Genomic DNA, 20,532 nt, shown 5'->3' with positions numbered 1-20,532 from the left:
GAGTCATCCCGTTAATAAGGCAAACGCGGCGGCCTATTCAAACATGGGTGGATAGAGGCCGTTGCGGCCCGGCTGTGCACCAGACGCCGGGTTAAACAATAACGAAAACAGTTGCGCAGTCAGCGGACCACTATGCTTGTGTGTGGCATGACTAAAACCGTCACTGCGATTACTCCACCAGTAGCTCATGTGCTGCTGCGGATCAAATTTGTCGGCCACTTCACGCCAGCTTAACGTGCAGGGCAGATCGGCAAAACCAATCACATCCATGATGTCGCTGCGCTGCGTATCCGGCACCATCAGCGGCGACAGCTGCTGCATTTTCTGCTCTAAAGCATCGGGATTGAGCCGATCGCGCACTGCGCTCATCAGCAGCGCTCCCAGTTCCTGAAACCAGTCGCCGGACATCGCCAGCTGCGAGCTGTGCCAGTGACTGAGAGGGAAGCTGCGCAGAGCTAACAGCGGCCATGCGCGTCCTACACGATCGCTGGAGGGCAGCAAACAGCCCATCTGTACTTGCTGACGCAGAGGGGAAAGCGGCAGAACAAAGTTCCACACCGGCGCGCGTAGAAATTGTGCCGTGCTGGCCTCAGGTTGTTGATGCCAGTGCACCAAACCCTGCTGAAACCAGTGGCTCCAGGGCGTCACGGTATTTTCACTGAGACGTTGGCGCAAAAAATCGCCGGTTGCCGGTAGTTTGCCATACCAGCCTGGCGCAGTGTGTTTCGGCATCGTTACCTCACCATTACTCACTGTGTCTGGTCAATCGCTGCGAAACGACGCGCGGCGTGATCGCCAGCGTATTGCTGCTTTCACCGGCATTTTTCAGATTCTCCGCAAGCTTGCGCATCATTAGAGCGTTATCACGCGCATAAGGCGAAGACTGTATTTGCTGATCCAGCAGCTGACTGAGATGCCAGTCGAGCTGCTGCAGATCGCGCGCGCTCACCTCGTTAGGCAATGACCGCTGCAGATTTTGCATCAGCCAGCCACGCAGAAATTCACCGTCATAATTACGTGGCTGATACAACATCTGGTAGGCACGCAGCGCATTACGACTGTATTCGTTATCGTTACCCGGGTCGTCACGCAGCAGATTGGTGATTTGCTGTGCTACGCGGGGCAACAGTAAAGACTTAAGTGCATTTTGATAAAGCACCCAGGCCGCATCGCTCACCTGGGTGCCGCGATAAAGGCCAACGCGCATGGTAAGCGGTGGATTGTCGAGGGAAAAGCGCTCAGACAACGGCAGTTTTACCAGGTTATTTAAGAAGGGTAGCAGATCAAAAATATTATCGGCGGGCTGATGAATCACCTGCTGGCTTTGAACCGTAATCGGACCGATGCGCTCAGCCACCTGATCTAAATAATGCTGATTCTGAATGTAACTGGTCAGCCACAAACAGGAGAGCAATAGCAGAGCGCCCGTCAGCACACCATAGCCAATCCAGTGGAACAGGCGATTACGATATTCCCAACGGCGATTGCTGCCGGCAAGGCCACTTTCACGAAATACCAGATCGCTGAGTAAATCGCGAATAAAGAAACTTTGTCCTTTATTGCCGGGAATCGGGCTGCTGCGATTGACGCTATCCCAGGCCGCCAGGCTGCTCTCACCGGTATGGGGCAGCTGTAACTTGCGATTCAGCTCACCCATGATGCGATCAAAGGGTAAACCCTCCTGCGTCCCGCTGGTAAAGAAGAGGCCGCGCGGTGACCAGGCTATCGGCTCCTGATGGCTGGAAAATACCACGTCGAGATACTCATTCAGCAGGGGACGCAGCGAACTGAACTCTTGCGGGAACAGGAAGCTGTCGGCACGCTGCGTGAGATCGCGTTCACTGGCCATCACGTCTGCCAGCTGGTGCTGCAAACGCTGCTCTAAATGCTGATATTGCTGGCCGAAGCTGCGATGCCAATCCTCTTTATGCGGTTTACCGGGTTCCCAGGGAAAGGTAAAACCCCAGATAGCATCACGCTGCGGCTTGCTCTGATTGCCAAAGAAACTCATAAACCCTTTCAGCAGATCGGTTTTGGTCACCATCACGTAAACGGGAAAATGAATGCCGGTATGCTGATGTAACTCCGCCATGCGCTCACGCAGTGCGCTGGCCTGGGCATGACGTGCTTCAGCCGAGTCGGTGAGCAGGTCAGAGACGCTGATGGTCATGATCACGCCGTTGATCGGCTGACGGGTACGATAGCGCTTCAGTAGATTGATAAAGCTCTGCCACTCAGCGCCATCGCGGGCACGCTGGCTCTCCTGTAAGGCGTAACGCCCTGCGGTATCGATCAGCACTGCGCTATCGGTAAACCACCAGTCACAATGGCGCGTGCCGCCAACGCCGCGAATGGCGGCCTTGCCGAGACTGTCGGTGAGCGGGAATTCAAGCCCGGCGTTCAGTAAAGCAGTGGTTTTACCGGCACCCGGTGCGCCAATCATGACGTACCAGGGGAGCTGATACAGGTAATGGCTTTGAAAGCGTGCCAGCCAGCTCTGCTGATGACGGCGACCAAACTGGGTGCGTTTCAAACGCAGTGCAGCTTCACTGAAGCGCTGGGCCAGCAGCGTGTCCGTCGCCTGACGATCGGACAACTCTTCATGGCTCATCTGCTGCAGGCGATTAAGCAATTTACTATTGAACCAGCCGCGCCACAGCGCAGGAATAAACTGGAAGAGCAGCCAGAGCAAGAACAGCATTCCTACCGCCAGCTGGCGCGGAAGTACCGGCTCAAGCGGGCGCGTATCGCCCCAGCTCCACAGCGGTCCAAGCATCCACAGCACGCAACTCAGCGCCGTGACGCCAATCAGGCTCCACAGCAGGCGATGGGTTAACAGATGTTGCAGTGACGCGCGCATCATTGGCCTCCCTGATGATTGCCGAGTGTTTCCGGAGTGGCAAACAGGGTAATTTCAACCCGACGATTACGGGCACGATTTTCATTACTGTCGTTGGGCAGCAGCGGATTGCTGTCACCACGTCCTTCCGCTTTCACGCTGTGACCTTCGGCTAATTGTGGATTAAGCAGCTGTGTGATCGCGCGCGCGCGGGCAAAAGAGAATTCATAGCTTGAGGCGAAGCGGCCATCCACCGGACTATTATCGGTGTACACCGACACCAGCACCGTGCCCTTGACGGTTTTCATGGCGCTGGCAACGTGTGCTAGCAAGGCACGACCGACCTGATTCACGACGGTGCCATCGCTGGCGAACAGCTTGTCAGCGGGGATGATCACTTTACTGCCAAAAGCACCGTCGCTGACTTCCAGTTGGCCCGCGGCAATGACATCATTTAGACGTTGATGCAAATCGAGCAGGGCTTGGGGTGAGGTGGGACGTCGTCCCGGCGTGATTTGCGGCAGTGGCGTTTGATAAATGTTACGTAGCAAGGGTTCAGCCGCATTACCCAGCCGCCAGTTAAGCCCGCTATAAATCAGGCTGGCAATCAGCGCGGCTAAGGTAATGCAGGCCCACAGCGGCACCATCGGGCGGGTTAATGTACTCACCAGTGGATGCACTTCCACTAAGGGCACGGCGGGCTCGGCACTGGATGGGCGGTTTTCAGCAATTAATTGCGCCAACCGTTTGCGGATGGCTTCACACTGTGCCCGGCCACTTTCACTGCCGCGATAACGGCCTTCATAACCGAGTAGCAGGCAATAGTGGATCACCTCCAGCAGCCACACATGCTGCTGCGGACTTTGTGACACGCGCGATAGCAGCTGGAACACCTTTTCACCGCCCCAGCTTTCATTATGAAAGGTCACTAACATGCCATTGCCAGACCATACGCCGCGCGTGCCCCAGGGCGTTTGCGCTGCTGCTTCGTCCAGCACGCTGCACAAACAGTAACGCGCGCCAATAATCATCTCAAACGGCAAGCCTGCTTGCTTACAGCGTTGTTCAAATTGGCGGATCTCTTCAATCAGCAACTGACGCAGACCAGCAGGATCGTCATGCGTGGCGGCCTGCCGTATACGGACGACGGCATTCAGGATCGGTGCTGCGGCATTAAGCAAAAGGTTATCATTGCCCGCGACAATGCCATCGCGAGCAAAAGAATCCTGAGTCATTAAATCTCGGTTATCCAGGCAAGGGCGAAAATCACAGCCCGCAGAATATAAACATCTGCGGGCATTGTGCGCCGGATTGCATTATCAGTCTAAAATCCAGGTCGCAGTATCGTTAGTGCGACAAGCTTTGCTCGCGCCTCCAACGGCCACACAGACCTGTTTACTATTACGTCGAGGACGCGGGCGGTCGCTACGGATGGTCGCGTCATAACGGCTGCTCTCCACGCCTGCTTTCGGTGGAATATAGCCAATCAACTGGCCGTTTGGCTCATCGGCCACAGCCAGCCAGCTGTGTTCAACACGGCCAAGCACTTCAAACGGTTTAGCGTTATCGAGATAGCGCACCACCTTGCCGCTAAAATCAGGCGTGGTCATCACCGATGCGGCATACAGCGCGCGATAACTCTCATTAACCGGCGTGAATTCGCCAGGTGCTGCCACCGCATGACGATGAACCAGTTTGACACCATTTACTTCACTGGTTACCAGCGTGTCATCAGTAACGGGTGGCGGCGGCGCTTTACATGCAGCCAAACTTAACACCGCCAGCAACACAAGCACGAGACTCTTATTCACCATGATCCTCAAATTTCATCAGATTAGCTGCAGAGTAATCTGCGGCACGGGCCTTTAAGGCAGGCAGATTAGGCAGCGAGAAAGCCATCAAAAAAACAGACAGATTACAGAAAGATAGTGCTGAACTAAGTCTACCTAAGACTTTTGAGAATTCAAACCATTGCACCAAGAGAAATCCCGTGCTACCGGGCGAAAAAGCAGCGCAGGCCGATGATATAAAACACTTAGTCCTGGCGAAAGATAAGCTGAGTTAATTTATTTGTTGGGGTTAGCAAAAGGCGGTGCTGATGTTGCTTTTACCTGGTGTTAGTACCAATTAAAAATGGTAAATAAGATTAATCTATTTATCGGGGTTAAAAAAGATTGCCCGGCGAAACAATTTTCAAAATTTCGGAATTTCCGGGCGTTTTCTGCACGCCATTCAGCGTAGCACGGCATGGCTTTTGCTTAAGGATAGTGGACGCAGATCGCCGTGCTGCACAAAGCCTGTGCAGCTGGCGCGCCCAGATAGTGCACATTTCTGTCAATCAATTCAATTCTTCCTGCTTGAGCGGCCTGCATCACGCATTTAGCCTTTGGCACACACTTTGCAATACCTTTACTGACATTGTGCATTTGTTTCTCGTTAAGCGTGAATCGAGTGCTTTGGATAAAGGCGTCCTGCCCATGTTGCGCGCATGTGGCTGGACGCCTTTTTTTATTCCGCTTAGCGGTTATAACCGTCCGCAATTTCACTTATGGCTAAATAAACTCACATTTCTCCCCTTTAATCCGCGCTTTAGCCGCGTGGGCTTTTGGCATTCTATGCTCAGAATTCCTGCCCGCTGAGGTGCGTTGTGGCTGAAGAGAGTAACGAGGACAAAACAGAATCGCCCACCCCCCACCGACTTGAGAAGGCGCGTGAGGAAGGGCAGATTCCGCGTTCGCGCGAGCTGACTTCAGTGATGATGCTGTTGATTGGACTGCTGATTTTATGGGTAGGCGGCAACAGCATGGCAGAGCGGCTGGCGAGCATGGTCGCCACGGGTTTCCGTTTCGATCACGGCATGGTGAGCGATGACAAGGTCATTATCGGGCACATTGGCAGCCTGATTAAGCAGGCCATGATTGCGCTACTGCCGCTGATGGGCGGCCTTGTGGTGGTGGCGATTGCCGGACCGATGGCGCTGGGCGGCCTCAACATTAGCGGTAAATCCATCAAGCTTGACCTCAAGAAGCTCAATCCGTTGAGCGGTATTGGCCGCATGTTCTCCGGCCAAACCGCTGCGGAGTTAGTAAAGTCGATTATGAAAGCGGTGCTGGTTGGGCTGGTTGCCGGTTGGTACATCTGGAGCCACTGGGAAGAGATGCTGCGGCTGATGAGTGAACCGCCGATTAACGCCCTGCATCACGGCTTATCAATGATGGCCGCCAGCTGCGGGTTGGTCATGCTGGGATTATTCCCGATGGTTGGCTTTGACGTGTTCTGGCAGCTGTATAGCTACTTCAAAAAGCTGCGCATGACGCGTCAGGAAATTCGCGACGAGCATAAACAAAACGAAGGCGATCCGCACGTTAAAGGGCGTATTCGTCAGGCGATGCGCGCTGCCGCAAGGCGCCGCATGATGGCCGACGTGCCAAAAGCGGACGTTATCGTCACCAACCCCACTCACTATTCGGTGGCCCTAAAATATCAGGAAGGGAAGATGAGTGCTCCTAAAGTGGTTGCCAAAGGGGCGGGTGATATTGCGCTGAAAATCCGCGAATTAGCCAAAGAGCATCGTATTCCCATTCTTGAGGCGCCGCCGCTTGCGCGCGCGCTGTATCGACACACGGAAATCGGCCAGTTTATTCCCGGCGCACTCTATGCCGCCGTGGCAGAAGTGCTGGCCTGGGTCTGGCAGCTGCGACGCTGGAAGCGCGAAGGCGGCCTGATTCCAAATAAACCTAAAAACCTGCCGGTGCCGGCAGACATGGACTTTGCAGGAGAGAACAGAAACGATGGCTAACTTAGCCGAGAAGCTGCGTTTACCGAGCAACTTTAAAGACACGCAGTGGCAGGTACTGGCTGGTCCGGTACTGATCATGCTGATCCTCTCGATGATGGTGCTGCCGTTGCCTGCATTCATTCTCGACCTGCTGTTCACCTTTAACATCGCGCTGTCGATCATGGTGCTGCTGGTGGCGATGTTCACCCAGCGCACGCTGGAGTTCGCAGCATTCCCAACCATTCTGCTTTTCTCCACCTTGCTGCGCCTGGCGCTAAACGTTGCCTCTACCCGAATCATTTTGCTGGACGGTCATACCGGCGCCGATGCGGCCGGACGCGTGGTAGAAGCCTTTGGCCACTTCCTGGTTGGCGGTAACTTTGCCATCGGTATTGTGGTGTTTATCATCCTGGTCATCATCAACTTTATGGTGATCACCAAGGGTGCGGGGCGTATCGCCGAAGTGGGCGCGCGTTTTGTGCTTGATGGTATGCCTGGTAAGCAGATGGCCATTGATGCTGACTTAAACGCCGGTTTAATTGGTGAAGATGAAGCCAAGCGCCGCCGTAGTGAGGTAACACAGGAAGCGGATTTCTACGGCTCGATGGACGGTGCGAGTAAATTCGTGCGCGGTGATGCCATCGCCGGCATTCTGATTATGGTGATCAACGTTATCGGCGGTTTGTTGGTCGGCGTGGTGCAGCACGGCATGGATCTCGGTCACGCCGGTGAAACCTATACGCTGTTGACCATCGGTGACGGCCTGGTGGCGCAGATCCCCGCGCTGGTGATCTCAACGGCTGCGGGTGTAATTGTGACGCGCGTCAGCACCGATCAGGATGTTGGCGAACAGATGGTGAGCCAGCTGTTTAGAAATCCACGCGTGCTGATGTTGAGCGGCGGCGTTATCGGTTTACTCGGTCTGGTTCCGGGCATGCCGAACTTTGTCTTTCTACTGTTTACCGCTGGCTTACTGGGCCTGGCCTGGTGGCTGCGCGGGCGCGAAATGCAGCCGAAGAAACCGGCGGAATCTGCCAGTCTGGTAAAAACCCAGGAGACGCCAGCCACCGTCGAGGCCTCCTGGACCGACGTACAGCTGGAAGATTCGCTGGGCATGGAAGTGGGCTATCGTCTGATTCCGATGGTCGATCACCTGCAAAATGGCGAACTGCTGGGGCGTATCCGCAGTATTCGTAAGAAGGTGGCACAGGAAGTTGGTTTCCTGCCGCCGGTGGTGCATATCCGTGACAACATGGAGCTGCCGCCTGCGCGCTACCGCATTCTGATGAAAGGTGTGGAAATTGGCAGCGGCGATGCCTACCCGGGCCGCTGGATGGCGATCAACCCTGGCACCGCAGCGGGGTCGTTGCCGGGTGAGCCGACTGTCGATCCAGCCTTTGGTCTGGCGGCGATTTGGATTGATAGCGCGTTGAAAGAGCAGGCGCAAATTCAAGGCTTTACCGTGGTAGAAGCCAGCACCGTGGTGGCGACTCATCTTAATCATCTGATTGGCCAGTACGCCAGCGAGCTGTTTGGCCGTCAGGAAGCGCAACAGCTGTTGGATCGCGTCACGCAGGAGATGCCGAAACTGACGGAAGATCTGGTGCCGGGTGTCATCACCTTAACCACGCTGCATAAAGTGCTGCAAAATCTATTGACCGAGCGCGTGTCGATTCGTGATATGCGCACCATTATCGAAACGCTGGCGGAACATGCGCCGGTACAGAACGATCCTCAGGAGCTAACCAGCGTGGTGCGCGTAGCGTTGGGACGCGCGATTACCCAGCAGTGGTTCCCTGGAAATGGCGAGGTGCAGGTGATTGGCCTTGATGCCACGCTGGAACGCTTGCTGCTGCAGGCGCTGCAGGGCGGCGGTGGACTGGAACCGGGCCTGGCGGATCGCTTACTGGTGCAGACGCAAGGTGCGCTGCAGCAGCAAGAGATGGTCGGCGCTCCGCCGGTGCTGCTGGTGAACCATCCGCTGCGTGCGCTGCTGGCGCGCTTCCTGCGTCGCAATCTGCCACAGCTGATCGTGCTGTCGAACATGGAGTTGACCGACAACCGGCAGATCCGCATGACAGCCACCATTGGAGGCAAGTAATGCGCCGTTGGTGCTGGGCATTAATGATGTTACCGATAATAGCGTTGCCGCTCGCTGCCAATGCGGCCAGCGGTGCCTGGACCGCCAACGCCAGCGGCCCGAGCCTCGGCGTGCGCGGTAACTGGATGAAAACGCCGGCGCTGCGTGCGCCGTCATCCGCACCGGGCACTATTTCCGTAGTGAACTGGCGCTATCAGCTTAGCCGTCCTGCGCCGTCGGGTTTGGTGGTGCGCTTATGTGCCGCCGATCGCTGTGTCGAAATCGAAGGGGCCAGCGGCAGTACGCGTGGTTTAGCCAACGTTGCCGCGGAAGAGACGTTGTATCTGGCCTTTGGTTTTCAGGGCCAGGGCGCATTGCCGCCGGGCTTGCGCGTGGTGAGCAGTGAAGTGACGGTAAATTATCAGTAGCCCTTAAACTATCGGCGACGCTTATCGCGCCGCCGATAGCCGCGATTAAGGTTTATCCCCCTGACTAAAGATGGGGGGCAAAGCCAGCTTTGCATCCTGCCTCAATGCCTTAACCTGCTTTGCACTCACCTTAGCCGCGGCCGGGTTGCCAAACTGCTGGCTGACAAAGTTACTGACGTCAGCCACCTGCTGATCGCTCAGCTCCGGCGCAAAGGCGGGCATAAACACTTCACCTGCGCGCATATGGCGGCGCACGCCGTTGAGGATCACGGATACCACATTGCGCCCATCAGCCGCGCCGGTGCTGGTGTGATGGAACAGCGATGGATAAGCATGGAAGCCCGTGCCCGATCCCGCACCTTCCGCGCCGTGACAGCTGGCGCAGTTACCGGCAAACAGCACCGCGCCGGGCTGCGCGTTGCGCGTTGCGTCGTCTGCGCCGCGCAGAGCAATCAGCGCCGTTGAGGGCTGTCCCCAACTGTCGCGCGGCTGGCTTTGCTGCTTATCCGGCTGTGGCTTAACGGTGCGCAAATAGGTAGCGATATCCTGCAGGTCACTGTCCGGCAGATATTGCAGACTGTGCTCAATCGCTTCTGCCATCGGGCCAGAGGCGCTGGCTTTATTGGCAACAAAGCCGGTTTTTAGGTAGGTCACCAGCTGCTGCTGGCTCCAGCTGCCAATGCCTGCCTGTTTGTCCGGGGTAATGTTGTACGCCATCCAGCCGCCGAGATCGCCACCGGCCAGCGCTTTATCGCTGTCCATGCCCATGGTCAGATTACGCGGCGTATGACAGGTGCCGCAGTGCGCCAATGCCTCGACCAAATAGCGACCGTTATTCCACTGCGCGCTCTGCTGCGCATCGTTCTGTAATTCGCCCTTCTCGAAATTAAACCACTTCCAGAAGCGCATGCCCCAACGCTGGTTGAACGGGAACGGCAGGTCGGTTTGCGGTGACGCCTGATGAACCGGTGGCATCGACAGCAGATACGCTTTGATCGCCAACACATCATCGCGCTTCATTTTGGTGAAAGAGTCATACGGCATCGCTGGATAGAGCTGTTCGCCGTTTTTGCCAATGCCATCGCGCACCGCAGCAACGAACTGATCGTCACTCCAGCTACCAATACCAAACTGCTTATCGGATGAGATATTGCTGCCCCAAATCTGACCGAAAGGGGTACTGACGGCATAGCCGCCGCCAAAGAGTGGACCGTTGGTGGCGGTATGGCAGGCGGTACAATCGCTGGCGCGTGCCAGATATTCACCGCGTTTAATCTGCGCGTCGTTGTCTGCCGCCTGCGCTACTGCACACTGCATCAGGAGCAGCGCGATAGCGGCCTGAAGAACTACAGGTTTCATCGGATGCTCCTTACAAGCTTGCCAGCACGCTATCGGCCATGCGCAGCGCTAGCGCGGTACCGGTCAGGGTGGAATTGACCGTCGACGCCGAGGGCATGATGCCGGTGCCGGCGATAAACAGATTCGGGTGGTCGTGAGTTCGGCAGTGGCCATCTACCACCGAATCCTGTGGATTACTGCCCATAATCATGGTGCCGGTAATATGCTGGTTGTTATCGTAAACGCCGCGCGGACTGTAAATCGCCTCCGTTCCGCCCATCTGTTTAACCATACGTTGGAAGTCGACCATCGACTGGTCATAACCGCGATGCACGTACTCCGGGAAGCGGTAATGAACCTCCAGGCGTGGAATGCCCCAGGCATCCTTTTCCGTTTTGCTCAGCGTGACGCGGTTTTGCGGTTCCGGCAGCATCTCCAGCAGGCACTTCAGCTGGACAAAACGCTCGGCCTGGAAGGCCAGCTTGTCGTTGAGCGCCTGGCCGTAGTAACCCTGACGCACCAGACGTTCGGTGAGATAGCGCACCGGTGAGGTGTTGGACAGATCGATGCGCAGCGCCGAGCGTTCAGCACGGAAATCGCCATCCCGTAGGTTGTTAATGCTGCCTGGCCGCATCGGCCCACGACCAAACCACACCGGTTCATCAGCGTAAAACTCCACCGACGATCCCGGATGATCCATCAGATTACGGCCCACCATACCGGAACGGTTGGCGATGCCGTGCGGATAGCGTTCGCTGGTGGAAAGCAGCAAGATTTTCGGGCTCTCGATGCCGTTCGCCGTCAGGACAAACTGTTTGCCGGTGACGCGATGGCGCGCTTTGTTTTGATCGAGGTAATGTACCGCCTGAATTGTCCCTTTATCGTCAGCTTCAATGCGAAACACCACCGCGTTGGTGACAATTTTCACGCCGGCATCCAGCGCCTTACGGGCGGCAATACCACCGTGATATTGCGCATCAATCGGACACACCGGCATGCAATTATTGTTGCCACAGCAGGCCGGGCGACCATCATAAGCGATGCTGTTGCGCGCCTGTGGACCAATGCCAACCTCATAACCCAGCGGACCGAGACGCTGCTTCAGGCGATCAAAACCGTACGGCAGCGGAATGCCTGGTAGCGGGTAAGGACGTGAGCGCGGCGAAGCCAAATCGCTGTCGCCAGAAACGCCCATCTGATACTCGGCGTCGCAGTAGTAGGGTTCCAGCTCGGCATAGCTGATCGGCCAGTCGCGGCCAATGCCGTACAGTGATTGAATACGCATATCGTTAGGCAACAGACGGAAAGCCTGTCCCGCCCAGTGCCAGGTGGTGCCGCCGGTGCCGCGCAGATATTGGGCGCGATAGGGATCCGGGCCTTTCTGGATCAGGTAATTGTTATCGCTGGGGATGAACTTCGGCTGCGGCGCCCACGGCTGCGGCGGATAGGGTTCAGTGAAATCGCCTTTAAACGGCGAGTTGCGGAAATATTCTACTGCCCGATCGCGCTCAATCTCCGGGCCGGATTCCAACATGAGTACCGAGGCGCCGGCGTTGGCCATCTTCAGTGCCGCCAGTGAACCGGCAATACCGGCTCCGATCACCACCACATCGGCGCTTAATGAATCAGACATGTGCTCTCCTTGCTGGCGGCTGCGTCCAGAAGTTAGGTTGTCCCGGCGCATAGCTCGGGGGTAACAGCGAATCGCGTACCAGTTGATAGCTGACAATATTTTCAAAGGCGATGCACTGCGGCCTTGGCAGCGGGCCGACGACGCCCAGATACCAACCGGAAACCAGCGCCTGATAAAGATCGTTCAGGGCTTTGGGTTGGGTACTCAACAGCGTCAGAAGCGTGCCGCCGTTGGCGACCGGTTGCTGTTGCAGTAGCGTGCTGAGCGTATCAAGTTGGCTATCCAACTGCGGGACATGGTCGTGCAGCCAGCTGTACAGGCGCTGTGCCAGTAGCGTATCCGGCTGTTCCAGCCCGGTGAGGGTGACGGAAATTGCGCGAAAACTGGCGGAGGGTGCAACCGCGGCGGCCAGCGGGGGGGCCGCGAAAGCGAGGTTGCCGGGCAGCACCTGCCTCAGGACGCCAGCCACCAGCAGGCCCGCCGTGCCGGTCAATAGCCGGCGGCGTGAAAGAGTCATCATGGAAATCCCCGAAAGTTATTTCAGCGCCTGAGCGGCAGCCTCTGAAGCCTGATTATCCAGTTCCTGTTTGGGGGTGCTGACGCCAACGGCACCGACCATTTCACTCTGCAGCTGGAGCGGGAACCCCCCGCCGAGTGCGACGGCATGCGGGATGGCGAGAACGGTGGTTTCGCCACTCTGTAAGCGCTGCATAAATTTCAGCGAGGGGGTGTGATACAACGCCGAGGTGCGGGCTTTACCTATCGCGGCATCGACACAACCCGGCGAGGCGCCGTCAAGGCGCTGGAAGGCCAGCAGCGTGCCGCTGGCATCAACCACGGCCACGCAGCCGGTGCTGTGCTGCGCGCTGATGCTATTTTTTACACGGGTCATAACCTGATTGGTGAGGCTGGCGTCCAGCGCGGCGGCGCTGGCCTGGCCAGCGCCCGCTGCCAGCAGCAGGGAAAGGGCGACAGATGTTCTACTCTTCATTTTTTGCTTCCGATATTTATTGTTATAAACGTGCTTCTCGTCTCGCTTACGCTACGCTGTTGCAAAAATGTAAACAATTGCCGATAAACAAAACGCATACCGCTATCCGTATAACTCATTGAGGTGGATAGATCTTATCCAGCGTCTCTTGCCAGATGAACGGTGTCAGTTGTTGATAGCGCAGGGAGCGGGCGTTTAACGCATCTATCAGCCCTTGCTGTGTGGCAACAATTGCTGCGCTCATCGCGGCCGGCACCTTGACGTCTTGCAGTGTTTTCACCACTTCCTGCATCTCTTCCGCACGTCGCTGGCCGTGCTCCGCCACGCGGCTAATCAGGTAGTGCGGCAGCTGATCGTTCCAGCCCAGCGAAGGAAAACTGGCGTGCAGCGAGTCAAGTACCGCTTGCTCGACGCCGTACTGTCGTGCTGCGCTCAGGCATTCAGTGGTCAGCGCTTCCAATCCTTTAATCATCACGCTACGGCACATCTTGATCGCCGAAGCTTCACCCACTTCGCTACCCAGCATGCGGCTGTTGCAACCGAGCTGTTGTAGCAGCAGCTGTACTTGAGCTGCCTGAACGCCGCCGATCAGCAGCGGGGTGTCCAGCCGCTTGGGCGGTACCGGCGCCATTACCGCCACGTCAATATAGCTGGCACCGGCGGCGTTAATCGCTTCAGCCGCGGCACGTTTGGTATGCGGCGCCACTGAGTTAAGATCGAGAAAATGCTGCCCGGCCCGCAATAGCGGTGCGGCCTGCTGCGCCACGTTTAGCGCCTGCGATGCGGTCACCGTGGAGAGCACCAGCGCGGCATCCCGCAACGCTTCAGCCAGTGAGTCGGCCAGCCGCACGCCGCTGTGCTGCGCTTTTTGCCGTAGCGCGGGCAGGTTCTCCGCCTCAAGGGCTTTACGATCCCATACCGTTATCGCATTGCCCTGCGCCTGTAAGTCATGGGCCAGAATGCCGCCCGCTTCGCCAAAACCGATAAAAGTGATGTTCATCAACTACTCCTTGCTGAAAGGCCAGATCGCCGCTGGAATCAACACTTCACCGGCAAAAATCGCACGTGCGGTGCGCAGCAAACCGCAGCCCGCCAGTGGGTTATCACCGCTGCGCTGTAGCAGTACGCTGAACTCACCGCTCGGGTGTTCCACGCTTAGGCGCTGCTGAGGCGCATCGCTGGTGCGCGCCAGGCCGTCGGCGACGCTACCCGGGATCAGACAGGCGCTGGCGACGCTCACCGCGCCGAGCACGCCAATCGAGGCGTGGCAGCGGTGGGGAATAAAGGTGCGTGAGCTGATCGCGCCGCCGTGGCGTGCCTCAGCCAGTAGAGTCACTTTCGGCACCGTGCGCTGGCTGACATCACCCAGATTCATGCGCGGCCCGGCCTGCAGCCGAATCGACTCCAGCCGCTGTTTCAGCTCGCTGTCGTTATCCAACGCTTCGCGACTTTCATAGCCGCTGCGATTGACATCCGCAGCACGCACCAGGATTACCGGCATACCGTTGTCGATGCAGGTGACGTCGATGCCGTCAAAGCGATCGCGCGGTTGACCGGTCGGCAGCAGGGCGCCACAGCTCGATCCCGCAATATCGTTAAAGGTGAGGGCGATCTCGCCCGCCGTGCCCGGTACGCCGTCGATGCGCAGTTCGCCGTCATAGTCGACTTCCCCGCCGGGCGTGGCGAACGCTGCCTCAGCAATTTGCCCGGTGTTCTGCATAAAGATGCGCACCGTGGTGCGTTCACGGCCCGGCGCAACCAGCCCGCGTTCGACCGCGAAGGGCCCAACGGCAGCGAGAATATTGCCGCAGTTTTGCCCGTAATCGACGCGGGGTTGATCGACGTTGACCTGGGCAAACAGGTAGTCGACATCGGCATCGTCGCGGCTGGGCGCGCTGACGATCGCCACTTTGCTGGTCAGCGGATCGGCGCCACCCAGGCCATCGATCTGGCGAATATCAGGCGATCCCATTACCGCCAGCAGCACCCGGTCACGCGCCGTGGGATCGGCTGGCAGATCCTGCGCCAGAAAGCAGGCGGCTTTTGAGGTGCCGCCGCGCATCAATAAACAGGGAATGCGACGCTGGCGCATGGCTTACTCCTCCGGTTGATCAAGCGTGTCGAGATAGCGCAGGCCTTTTTCCGCCAGGCGCGGGCGCATCTGGTAAATATCCAGCCCCAGCTCACCGTCTGCCAGGCGGGTGCGTTTACTCTCCTCTAGCGCTTCACGCTGACGCGCTTTTTCCGCCACGCTGGTGGCGTTACTGCGTGGCACCACTACCACGCCGTCGTCGTCGGCCACGATCACGTCACCGGGCCAGACCAGCTGTCCGGCGCACACGAGCGGGACATTGACCGAACCGAGCGTCTCTTTCACGGTGCCTTGCGCATACACCGCACGCGACCAGACCGCGAAACCCATTGCGCGCAGCGTGCGGCTATCGCGCACCCCCACATCCGCCACCAGTCCGCGTACGCCGCGCGACTGAAGCGAGGTTGCCAGCAGATCGCCAAAAAAGCCGTCACTGCACGGTGAAGTGGGCGCTACCACCAGCACATCGCCCGGCTGACACAATTCCACCGCCACGTGGAACATCCAGTTATCGCCTGGTGCCACCAGCACGGTGATTGCACTGCCAGCAATGCCACAATCCTGCTGAATGGGGCGAATGGCGGGATCGAGCAAGCCTGTGCGCCCCTGCGCTTCGTGCACGGTGGCGACACCTGAGCGGGCCAGGGCGTCGATATCTGCAGCAGCAGCACGTTGAATAGTGCGCACCGCCACGCCTTTTTTACCGATGAGGCTCATGCCAAATCCTCCGTTACGCGTGGGAAGATGCTTTGATAGCCTTCGCCATAAACGATATCGCGCTGGCTGGTGATCCCGACGTTGCGCTTGGCCTGCACGCCGCGCTGCTGTGCGACGCGCGTGTAGTATTCCCACAGATGTTCCTGCCCGGCCATGCACTGAATCGCCTGATATTTTTTATCCCACACTGAGGTGATATCCAGCAGCACATCCGGTTTCCAGTTGCACTGCTCTGGCTGATGCGGTTCGAAGCAGTAAACCGGCGGTGCGCCAACGATTTTTTCGCCCGGACGATAACCTTCAGCCTGGGCGATAATGCGCGCTTCCTGCGCAAGGTGTGTGGCCATCGGGTGATCGTAGTTGTAGGGATCCTGCAATGAGTGGGTCAGGACAAAGTGCGGCTGCACCCGACGATAAACATCGGCCAGGCGGAACAGGGTTTCTTTGTCGGCACGCAGCGGATAATCGCCAAGGTCAAAAAACTCGATGCTGGCCCCCAGAATGTCGGCCGCCGCCTGCGCCTCGCTGCGCCGGGCAGTTTTCACTTTCTCTTCGCTCATCTCCCCTTTACGCCACAGCTTGGCCGATTCACCGCGTTCGCCAAATGAGAGACAGACAACGTGCACCGCGTAGCCCTGTGCATGATGAAGCGCGATGGCGCCACCCGCGCGCCAGACGAAATCTGCTGAGTGCGCGCTGACCACCAGCGCGGTTTTTTTAGCTGTATTTTCGGTCATGTTTTGTCCTCCGCTGTTTTTTCCATGCTGTCACTGCGGGCGCGGTGCGGATAATTCATTTGATTGCAGCGGGTATGCGTTTTATTTATATTGCGACATCGATCGGTGGAGAAAGTGGGCAGGGAAAGATGGCGAAAAATGCGAGTCAGGAACTGACAAACTTGATGCAAATCAGAGCCTTTTGTCAGGTAGTTGCGCAGGGCAGTGTTTCTCGTGCGGCAGATGAATTATTTCGCACCCAGTCGGCGATTACGCGCGCCATTCGCGACCTTGAAGTCACGTTAGGCGTCACGCTGTTTGAGCGCCACGCTGGCGGCATGATGCTGACTGACTTCGGCAAATGTGTACTGCCGCGCGCCTTACGCGCGATTGAGGAGTTGCATCAGGTACCGCAGCGCCTGGCTAAACTGCAGGGGCGTGGCGCACAGCGTAGCGATGCCGAACCGCTGTGGTTGTTCAACGTGCGGCGCCTGCAAATTTTTATCACCTTATGTCAGACACGACATATGCAGACGGTGGCGACACGTCTCGAACTCAGCCAACCTGCAGTGAGTGCCGCACTGCGCGTGCTGGAAAATGGAGCAGGTATCGCGCTGCTGGAACGCACGCCACAAGGCATGATGCCTTCACTCGCTGGACGGGAAATCGAGCCTAACGTGCGACGTGCGCTGAATGAACTGCGCCATATTCCAGCTGATATTGCCGCACGCAGTGGGATTCTGGAGGGGACAGTGCGCGTCGGTGCCTTGCCGCTGGGTCGCACGCGGATATTGCCGCAGGCGATCGTGATGCTGACGGCGCGTTATCCGGGGGTTCGCGTGGTGACCAGTGAAAGCGCCTTTGGCGTGCTGGCCGCGGAAATGCGCTCCGGCGATGTTGATTTTATCTTTGGTGCGCTGCGTCGCGATGAAGAGGCGCTAGACGTTACGCGAGAAACACTGTTCTCAGAGCGTATGGTGTTGCTGGCGCGCCACGATCATCCGCTGGTGGGACGTGAGATTGCTACCGACGATCTGCGCGCTGCGCGTTGGGTGTTGCCGCGTTCGGCAACGCCAGCGCGCTATCTGCTGAATAACAGTTTCCAGGCGATGGGCATTCCGGCGCCGGATCCGGTGGTAGAAACCGGCGATCTGGCACTGGTGCGTGGCTTGCTGCTGCAGTCCGATATGCTGGCGGCCGTCTCCGCCCATCAGCTGGAAGTTGAGCTGGCCTCCGGCGCGCTGGTGGCGTTGCCGGTGCCGTTGCCGGATACCGAACGCGCCATCGGGCTGACGGTGCGCGCAGGCTGCCTGCACTCTCCGGCAGCGGATGCGTTGATCCGCTGCCTGCGTGAAGTGTGCGGGCAGGGTGAATAGTCAGCTTACGCGCGCCGCTTCCATCAACGCATAGCGGTAGCCGCGTATACCGTAGCCGCAGATCACACCCTGCGCCACGTCCGAAAGATAGGAGTGGTGACGAAAGGGTTCACGTTTGTGCACGTTGGTAATGTGCACTTCCCATAGCGGCAGCGCCACGCCGGTAACGGCATCGCGGTTCGCTACCGAGGTGTGCGTCCATGCCGCCGGATTGATCACCAGCGCCTGCGCCTGTAGGCGCGCCTGCTGTATCCACTCGATCATTTCACCTTCGTGGTTGGTCTGACGAAACTCAATCGCCACGCCGAGCTCTTCCGCCGTTGCGCGGCATAGCGCTTCCACGCTTTGCAGCGTGTCGGAGCCGTAGGTTTCCGGCTCGCGGGTGCCCAGTAAATTGAGGTTCGGGCCGTTCAAAACATAGATGGTTCTCATCGTGACTCCTGTAATTCAGTAAAACCAAACAGCCGCTGCGGCGTGTGCCACAGCACCTGACGGCGGCTCTTTTCATCGGGGATCAGCTGTTCGATGAGCAGCAGTTGCGTGCCCATATCCATGCGTTCAGTAGCGCGCAGGAAGGGCCAGTCCGAGCCCCACATGCAGTTTTCCGCGCCGAAAGCGTCCAGCAAAGCCAGCAAATAAGGATGACCATCGCTAAAGGGATACGGCTGGCGGGAGAATTTCGCCAGCCCGGAGAGCTTGACGCTGGTGCGTTGCTGACCGGCCAGCGACAGCAGCGCCTGAAACGCCGGTTGTGCTAAGCCTGCGCCCACATCCGGCCGACCCGAATGGTCAATCAGCAGGCGCGTGCGGGTGCGTGACAGTAGCGGCATCAGTGCCAGTAGCTGGTCGTTTTGCACCTGGATTTGGGCAAACAGATCCAGCTCCGCTAGCCTGCCCATCAGGCCATCCAGCTGAATAAACGGTTCGGTGCCCAACATCGCCACGTTAAGCGCTACACCGACAATGCCCTGTGATTTCAGGCATGCGAGCGTATCGCTATCCACATCACGCGGCGTAACCGCAATGCCCTTAAAACGGCCTTCACCGCGTTTGATGGTATCCAGCAGGCAGCGGTTGTCGGTGTTGTAACCCGAGGTTGGACCGACAATCAGCGAGTGGCGGATGTTGTAGGCCTGCATCACGGCGCGATAGTAATCCGGCGTTGCCAGCTCGTGCCCGTCTGGGTTATAGGCGCTTTCGGGCGCCCAGGGAAAGTTTTTAGGGTCAAAAACGTGGTGATGGCAGTCGATGACCGGTTGCGTAAACATCAGTCTGCTTTCCCCGCCACCGAATAGAGCACTTGTTGATTGCGCGTCTGCTGGAACTGCTCCAGCGTTTCGCCACGCATCGCCGAGTAGATATGCAGGTTAGAGACGCCAACCACCGCGCCGAGTTTTTCCAGCAGGAAGAAACTGACGCCATAATGGATCATGCCGCGCCAGTCGAGCTGGGTGATGAGTGCTTGCTCTTCAGCGGTTAAACCCGCTTCCTGATACAGCGCCTGCGGGGCTTCGCGGAACCGCTTACGCCATTCAGGTTGAATCATGCGGTGCAGGAAGCGGTTGATTCGCAGCGCTTTCAGGCTGCGCGCCTGGGTAAAGGGATAGGTGCCTGGCAGTTTTTCCACACCGCTCAGCTGCAGATTAATCTTGTCGCGCTGGCGCTGATGTACATCTACCGGTGCCTCACGCGACTGGTTTTCGAGGATTAGCGTGGCGATGCCGGTCATCGAAGGCAGATAATAGTCCTGATGCAACTTCTCGACGTTAGCCGACAGCGCACCGCGCATGATCAGCCACATAATCACTTCCGCACCTTCCAGACCGCCGAGCGTGGCGTATTCCGCCAGAGTGATTTCGGTCAGGCGTTCAGGATCGTTGATCAGCAGATCGATAAACTGCGCATCCCATTCTGGATTATTGAAGCCGCAGCGCTCGCCGTGCACCTGATGAGAAACGCCACCGGTCGCCACCACCGCAACCTTCAGATCCTCCGGGAAACTCTCCACTGCGCGTTTCAGCGCCTGACCCAATTTATAGCAACGGCGCGCCGTTGGAATCGGGAACTGTAAAACGCCCACCGCCAGCGGAACCACCTGCATTGGCCAGCCGCTTTGCCACGGTGCCAGCGCCGAAAGCGGAGAAAATAGCCCGTGATCCAGTGCTTTGTCCTGGAAGAATGACATATCGAACTCATCGGCCATCAGGCTGGCACCAATATGCTGCGACAGCGCCGCATGGCCTTTTACCGGCGGCAAATCGCGCGGTCCGCCACCTTCATCGGCGACGGCATATTCATCATCAATGCCCAGTACAAAGGCCGAGTAGTGATCGAAAAAGAACGAGGTAACGTGATCGTTAAACACATACAGCAGCACATCCGGTTTCTTCTCTTCCAGCCAGCGCTGCATCGGCGCAAAGCCATCGAATATTGGCGCCCATGCGCCTTCCTGCTGTTTGTTGTGATCGACCGCGAAGCCAATGGTGGGGGTATGAGAAATTGCCAGACCGCCTATGATTTTAGCCATGAGTTGTGACCTCTATT

General features: G+C 57.7%; 19 protein-coding genes. 4 read left to right on the top strand and 15 right to left on the bottom strand.

Annotation, left to right across the window (positions count from 1 at the left end):
* Positions 1 to 33: 33 nt before the first annotated feature.
* The 4 genes from tagF to ACIP6T_RS06970 form a co-directional block, all read right to left on the bottom strand.
* Complete coding sequence (gene tagF / locus ACIP6T_RS06985; RefSeq protein WP_345829441.1) at positions 34 to 732, bottom strand: type VI secretion system-associated protein TagF; 699 nt, start codon at positions 730 to 732, stop codon at positions 34 to 36.
* A gap of 13 nt (positions 733 to 745) precedes the next feature.
* Positions 746 to 2,860 (bottom strand): type VI secretion system membrane subunit TssM, encoded by a 2,115-nt coding sequence (gene tssM, locus ACIP6T_RS06980; RefSeq protein ID WP_400457089.1) that lies wholly within the window; start codon positions 2,858 to 2,860, stop codon positions 746 to 748.
* Positions 2,860 to 4,074 (bottom strand): type IVB secretion system protein IcmH/DotU, encoded by a 1,215-nt coding sequence (icmH, locus tag ACIP6T_RS06975; RefSeq protein ID WP_097097042.1) that lies wholly within the window; start codon positions 4,072 to 4,074, stop codon positions 2,860 to 2,862. Before icmH ends, tssM begins: the two co-directional genes overlap by 1 nt.
* A gap of 84 nt (positions 4,075 to 4,158) precedes the next feature.
* Complete coding sequence (locus ACIP6T_RS06970; RefSeq protein ID WP_176519169.1) at positions 4,159 to 4,653, bottom strand: SH3 domain-containing protein; 495 nt, start codon at positions 4,651 to 4,653, stop codon at positions 4,159 to 4,161.
* An 833-nt stretch (positions 4,654 to 5,486) separates the two neighbouring features.
* Here ACIP6T_RS06970 and flhB point away from each other — a divergent pair.
* The 3 genes from flhB to ACIP6T_RS06955 are packed head-to-tail and all read left to right on the top strand — an operon-like array spanning position 5,487 to position 9,125.
* Positions 5,487 to 6,638: a flagellar biosynthesis protein FlhB gene (gene flhB / locus ACIP6T_RS06965; protein ID WP_097097043.1), complete on the top strand. Its 1,152-nt coding sequence runs from the start codon at positions 5,487 to 5,489 to the stop codon at positions 6,636 to 6,638.
* Positions 6,631 to 8,718: a flagellar biosynthesis protein FlhA gene (gene flhA, locus ACIP6T_RS06960; protein ID WP_345829446.1), complete on the top strand. Its 2,088-nt coding sequence runs from the start codon at positions 6,631 to 6,633 to the stop codon at positions 8,716 to 8,718. Before flhB ends, flhA begins: the two co-directional genes overlap by 8 nt.
* On the top strand, positions 8,718 to 9,125 hold the full coding sequence (locus tag ACIP6T_RS06955; protein ID WP_400456107.1) for a flagellar protein FlhE: 408 nt from the start codon (positions 8,718 to 8,720) through the stop codon (positions 9,123 to 9,125). The genes flhA and ACIP6T_RS06955 overlap by 1 nt, the downstream gene beginning before the upstream one ends.
* Before the next feature lie 45 nt (positions 9,126 to 9,170).
* On the opposite strand, the gene ACIP6T_RS06950 is transcribed toward ACIP6T_RS06955, so the two are convergent.
* The 8 genes from ACIP6T_RS06950 to galB form a co-directional block, all read right to left on the bottom strand.
* Positions 9,171 to 10,484, bottom strand: a complete 1,314-nt coding sequence (locus ACIP6T_RS06950) for a c-type cytochrome (protein ID WP_400456105.1) — start codon at positions 10,482 to 10,484, stop codon at positions 9,171 to 9,173.
* 10 nt (positions 10,485 to 10,494) lie between these two features.
* The gene (locus ACIP6T_RS06945) at positions 10,495 to 12,096 is read right to left on the bottom strand and encodes a GMC family oxidoreductase (protein ID WP_400456103.1); all 1,602 of its coding nucleotides are present in this window, start codon (positions 12,094 to 12,096) and stop codon (positions 10,495 to 10,497) included.
* Positions 12,089 to 12,616, bottom strand: coding sequence for a sugar dehydrogenase complex small subunit (locus ACIP6T_RS06940; protein ID WP_097097048.1), 528 nt, complete (start codon positions 12,614 to 12,616; stop codon positions 12,089 to 12,091). Before ACIP6T_RS06940 ends, ACIP6T_RS06945 begins: the two co-directional genes overlap by 8 nt.
* A gap of 15 nt (positions 12,617 to 12,631) precedes the next feature.
* On the bottom strand, positions 12,632 to 13,087 hold the full coding sequence (locus ACIP6T_RS06935; RefSeq protein WP_400456101.1) for a heme-binding protein: 456 nt from the start codon (positions 13,085 to 13,087) through the stop codon (positions 12,632 to 12,634).
* 115 nt (positions 13,088 to 13,202) lie between these two features.
* Positions 13,203 to 14,087, bottom strand: a complete 885-nt coding sequence (locus tag ACIP6T_RS06930) for a DUF1932 domain-containing protein (RefSeq protein WP_400456099.1) — start codon at positions 14,085 to 14,087, stop codon at positions 13,203 to 13,205.
* Between the two features lie 3 nt (positions 14,088 to 14,090).
* Positions 14,091 to 15,179, bottom strand: a complete 1,089-nt coding sequence (locus tag ACIP6T_RS06925) for a 4-oxalomesaconate tautomerase (protein ID WP_400456097.1) — start codon at positions 15,177 to 15,179, stop codon at positions 14,091 to 14,093.
* Between the two features lie 3 nt (positions 15,180 to 15,182).
* The gene (locus ACIP6T_RS06920) at positions 15,183 to 15,896 is read right to left on the bottom strand and encodes a 4-carboxy-4-hydroxy-2-oxoadipate aldolase/oxaloacetate decarboxylase (protein WP_400456095.1); all 714 of its coding nucleotides are present in this window, start codon (positions 15,894 to 15,896) and stop codon (positions 15,183 to 15,185) included.
* Positions 15,893 to 16,633: a 4-oxalmesaconate hydratase gene (gene galB / locus ACIP6T_RS06915; protein WP_097097053.1), complete on the bottom strand. Its 741-nt coding sequence runs from the start codon at positions 16,631 to 16,633 to the stop codon at positions 15,893 to 15,895. Before galB ends, ACIP6T_RS06920 begins: the two co-directional genes overlap by 4 nt.
* Before the next feature lie 128 nt (positions 16,634 to 16,761).
* Between galB and ACIP6T_RS06910 the strand changes: the two genes are divergently transcribed.
* Complete coding sequence (locus tag ACIP6T_RS06910; RefSeq protein WP_400456093.1) at positions 16,762 to 17,988, top strand: LysR family transcriptional regulator; 1,227 nt, start codon at positions 16,762 to 16,764, stop codon at positions 17,986 to 17,988.
* Here ACIP6T_RS06910 and aroQ read toward each other — a convergent pair whose 3' ends face one another.
* From aroQ to ACIP6T_RS06895, 3 genes are read right to left on the bottom strand one after another with little or no spacing between them, the layout of a single operon-like run.
* Positions 17,989 to 18,420 carry a type II 3-dehydroquinate dehydratase gene (gene aroQ / locus ACIP6T_RS06905; protein WP_400456091.1) on the bottom strand — a complete coding sequence of 144 codons (432 nt, stop codon included), beginning with the start codon at positions 18,418 to 18,420 and terminating at the stop codon, positions 17,989 to 17,991. It lies immediately after the preceding gene.
* Entirely contained in the window at positions 18,417 to 19,256 is an 840-nt protein-coding gene (locus ACIP6T_RS06900) for an amidohydrolase family protein (protein WP_400456089.1), read from the bottom strand. Before ACIP6T_RS06900 ends, aroQ begins: the two co-directional genes overlap by 4 nt.
* Entirely contained in the window at positions 19,256 to 20,515 is a 1,260-nt protein-coding gene (locus ACIP6T_RS06895) for a gallate dioxygenase (RefSeq protein ID WP_400456087.1), read from the bottom strand. The genes ACIP6T_RS06900 and ACIP6T_RS06895 overlap by 1 nt, the downstream gene beginning before the upstream one ends.
* Positions 20,516 to 20,532: the final 17 nt, after the last annotated feature.

This window comes from Pantoea sp. NPDC088449 (assembly GCF_044753225.1).
GTDB lineage: Bacteria > Pseudomonadota > Gammaproteobacteria > Enterobacterales > Enterobacteriaceae > Pantoea > Pantoea floridensis.
Note: the sequence above shows the minus strand (reverse complement) of the source record. Positions and strands in the feature narration are given on the sequence as shown.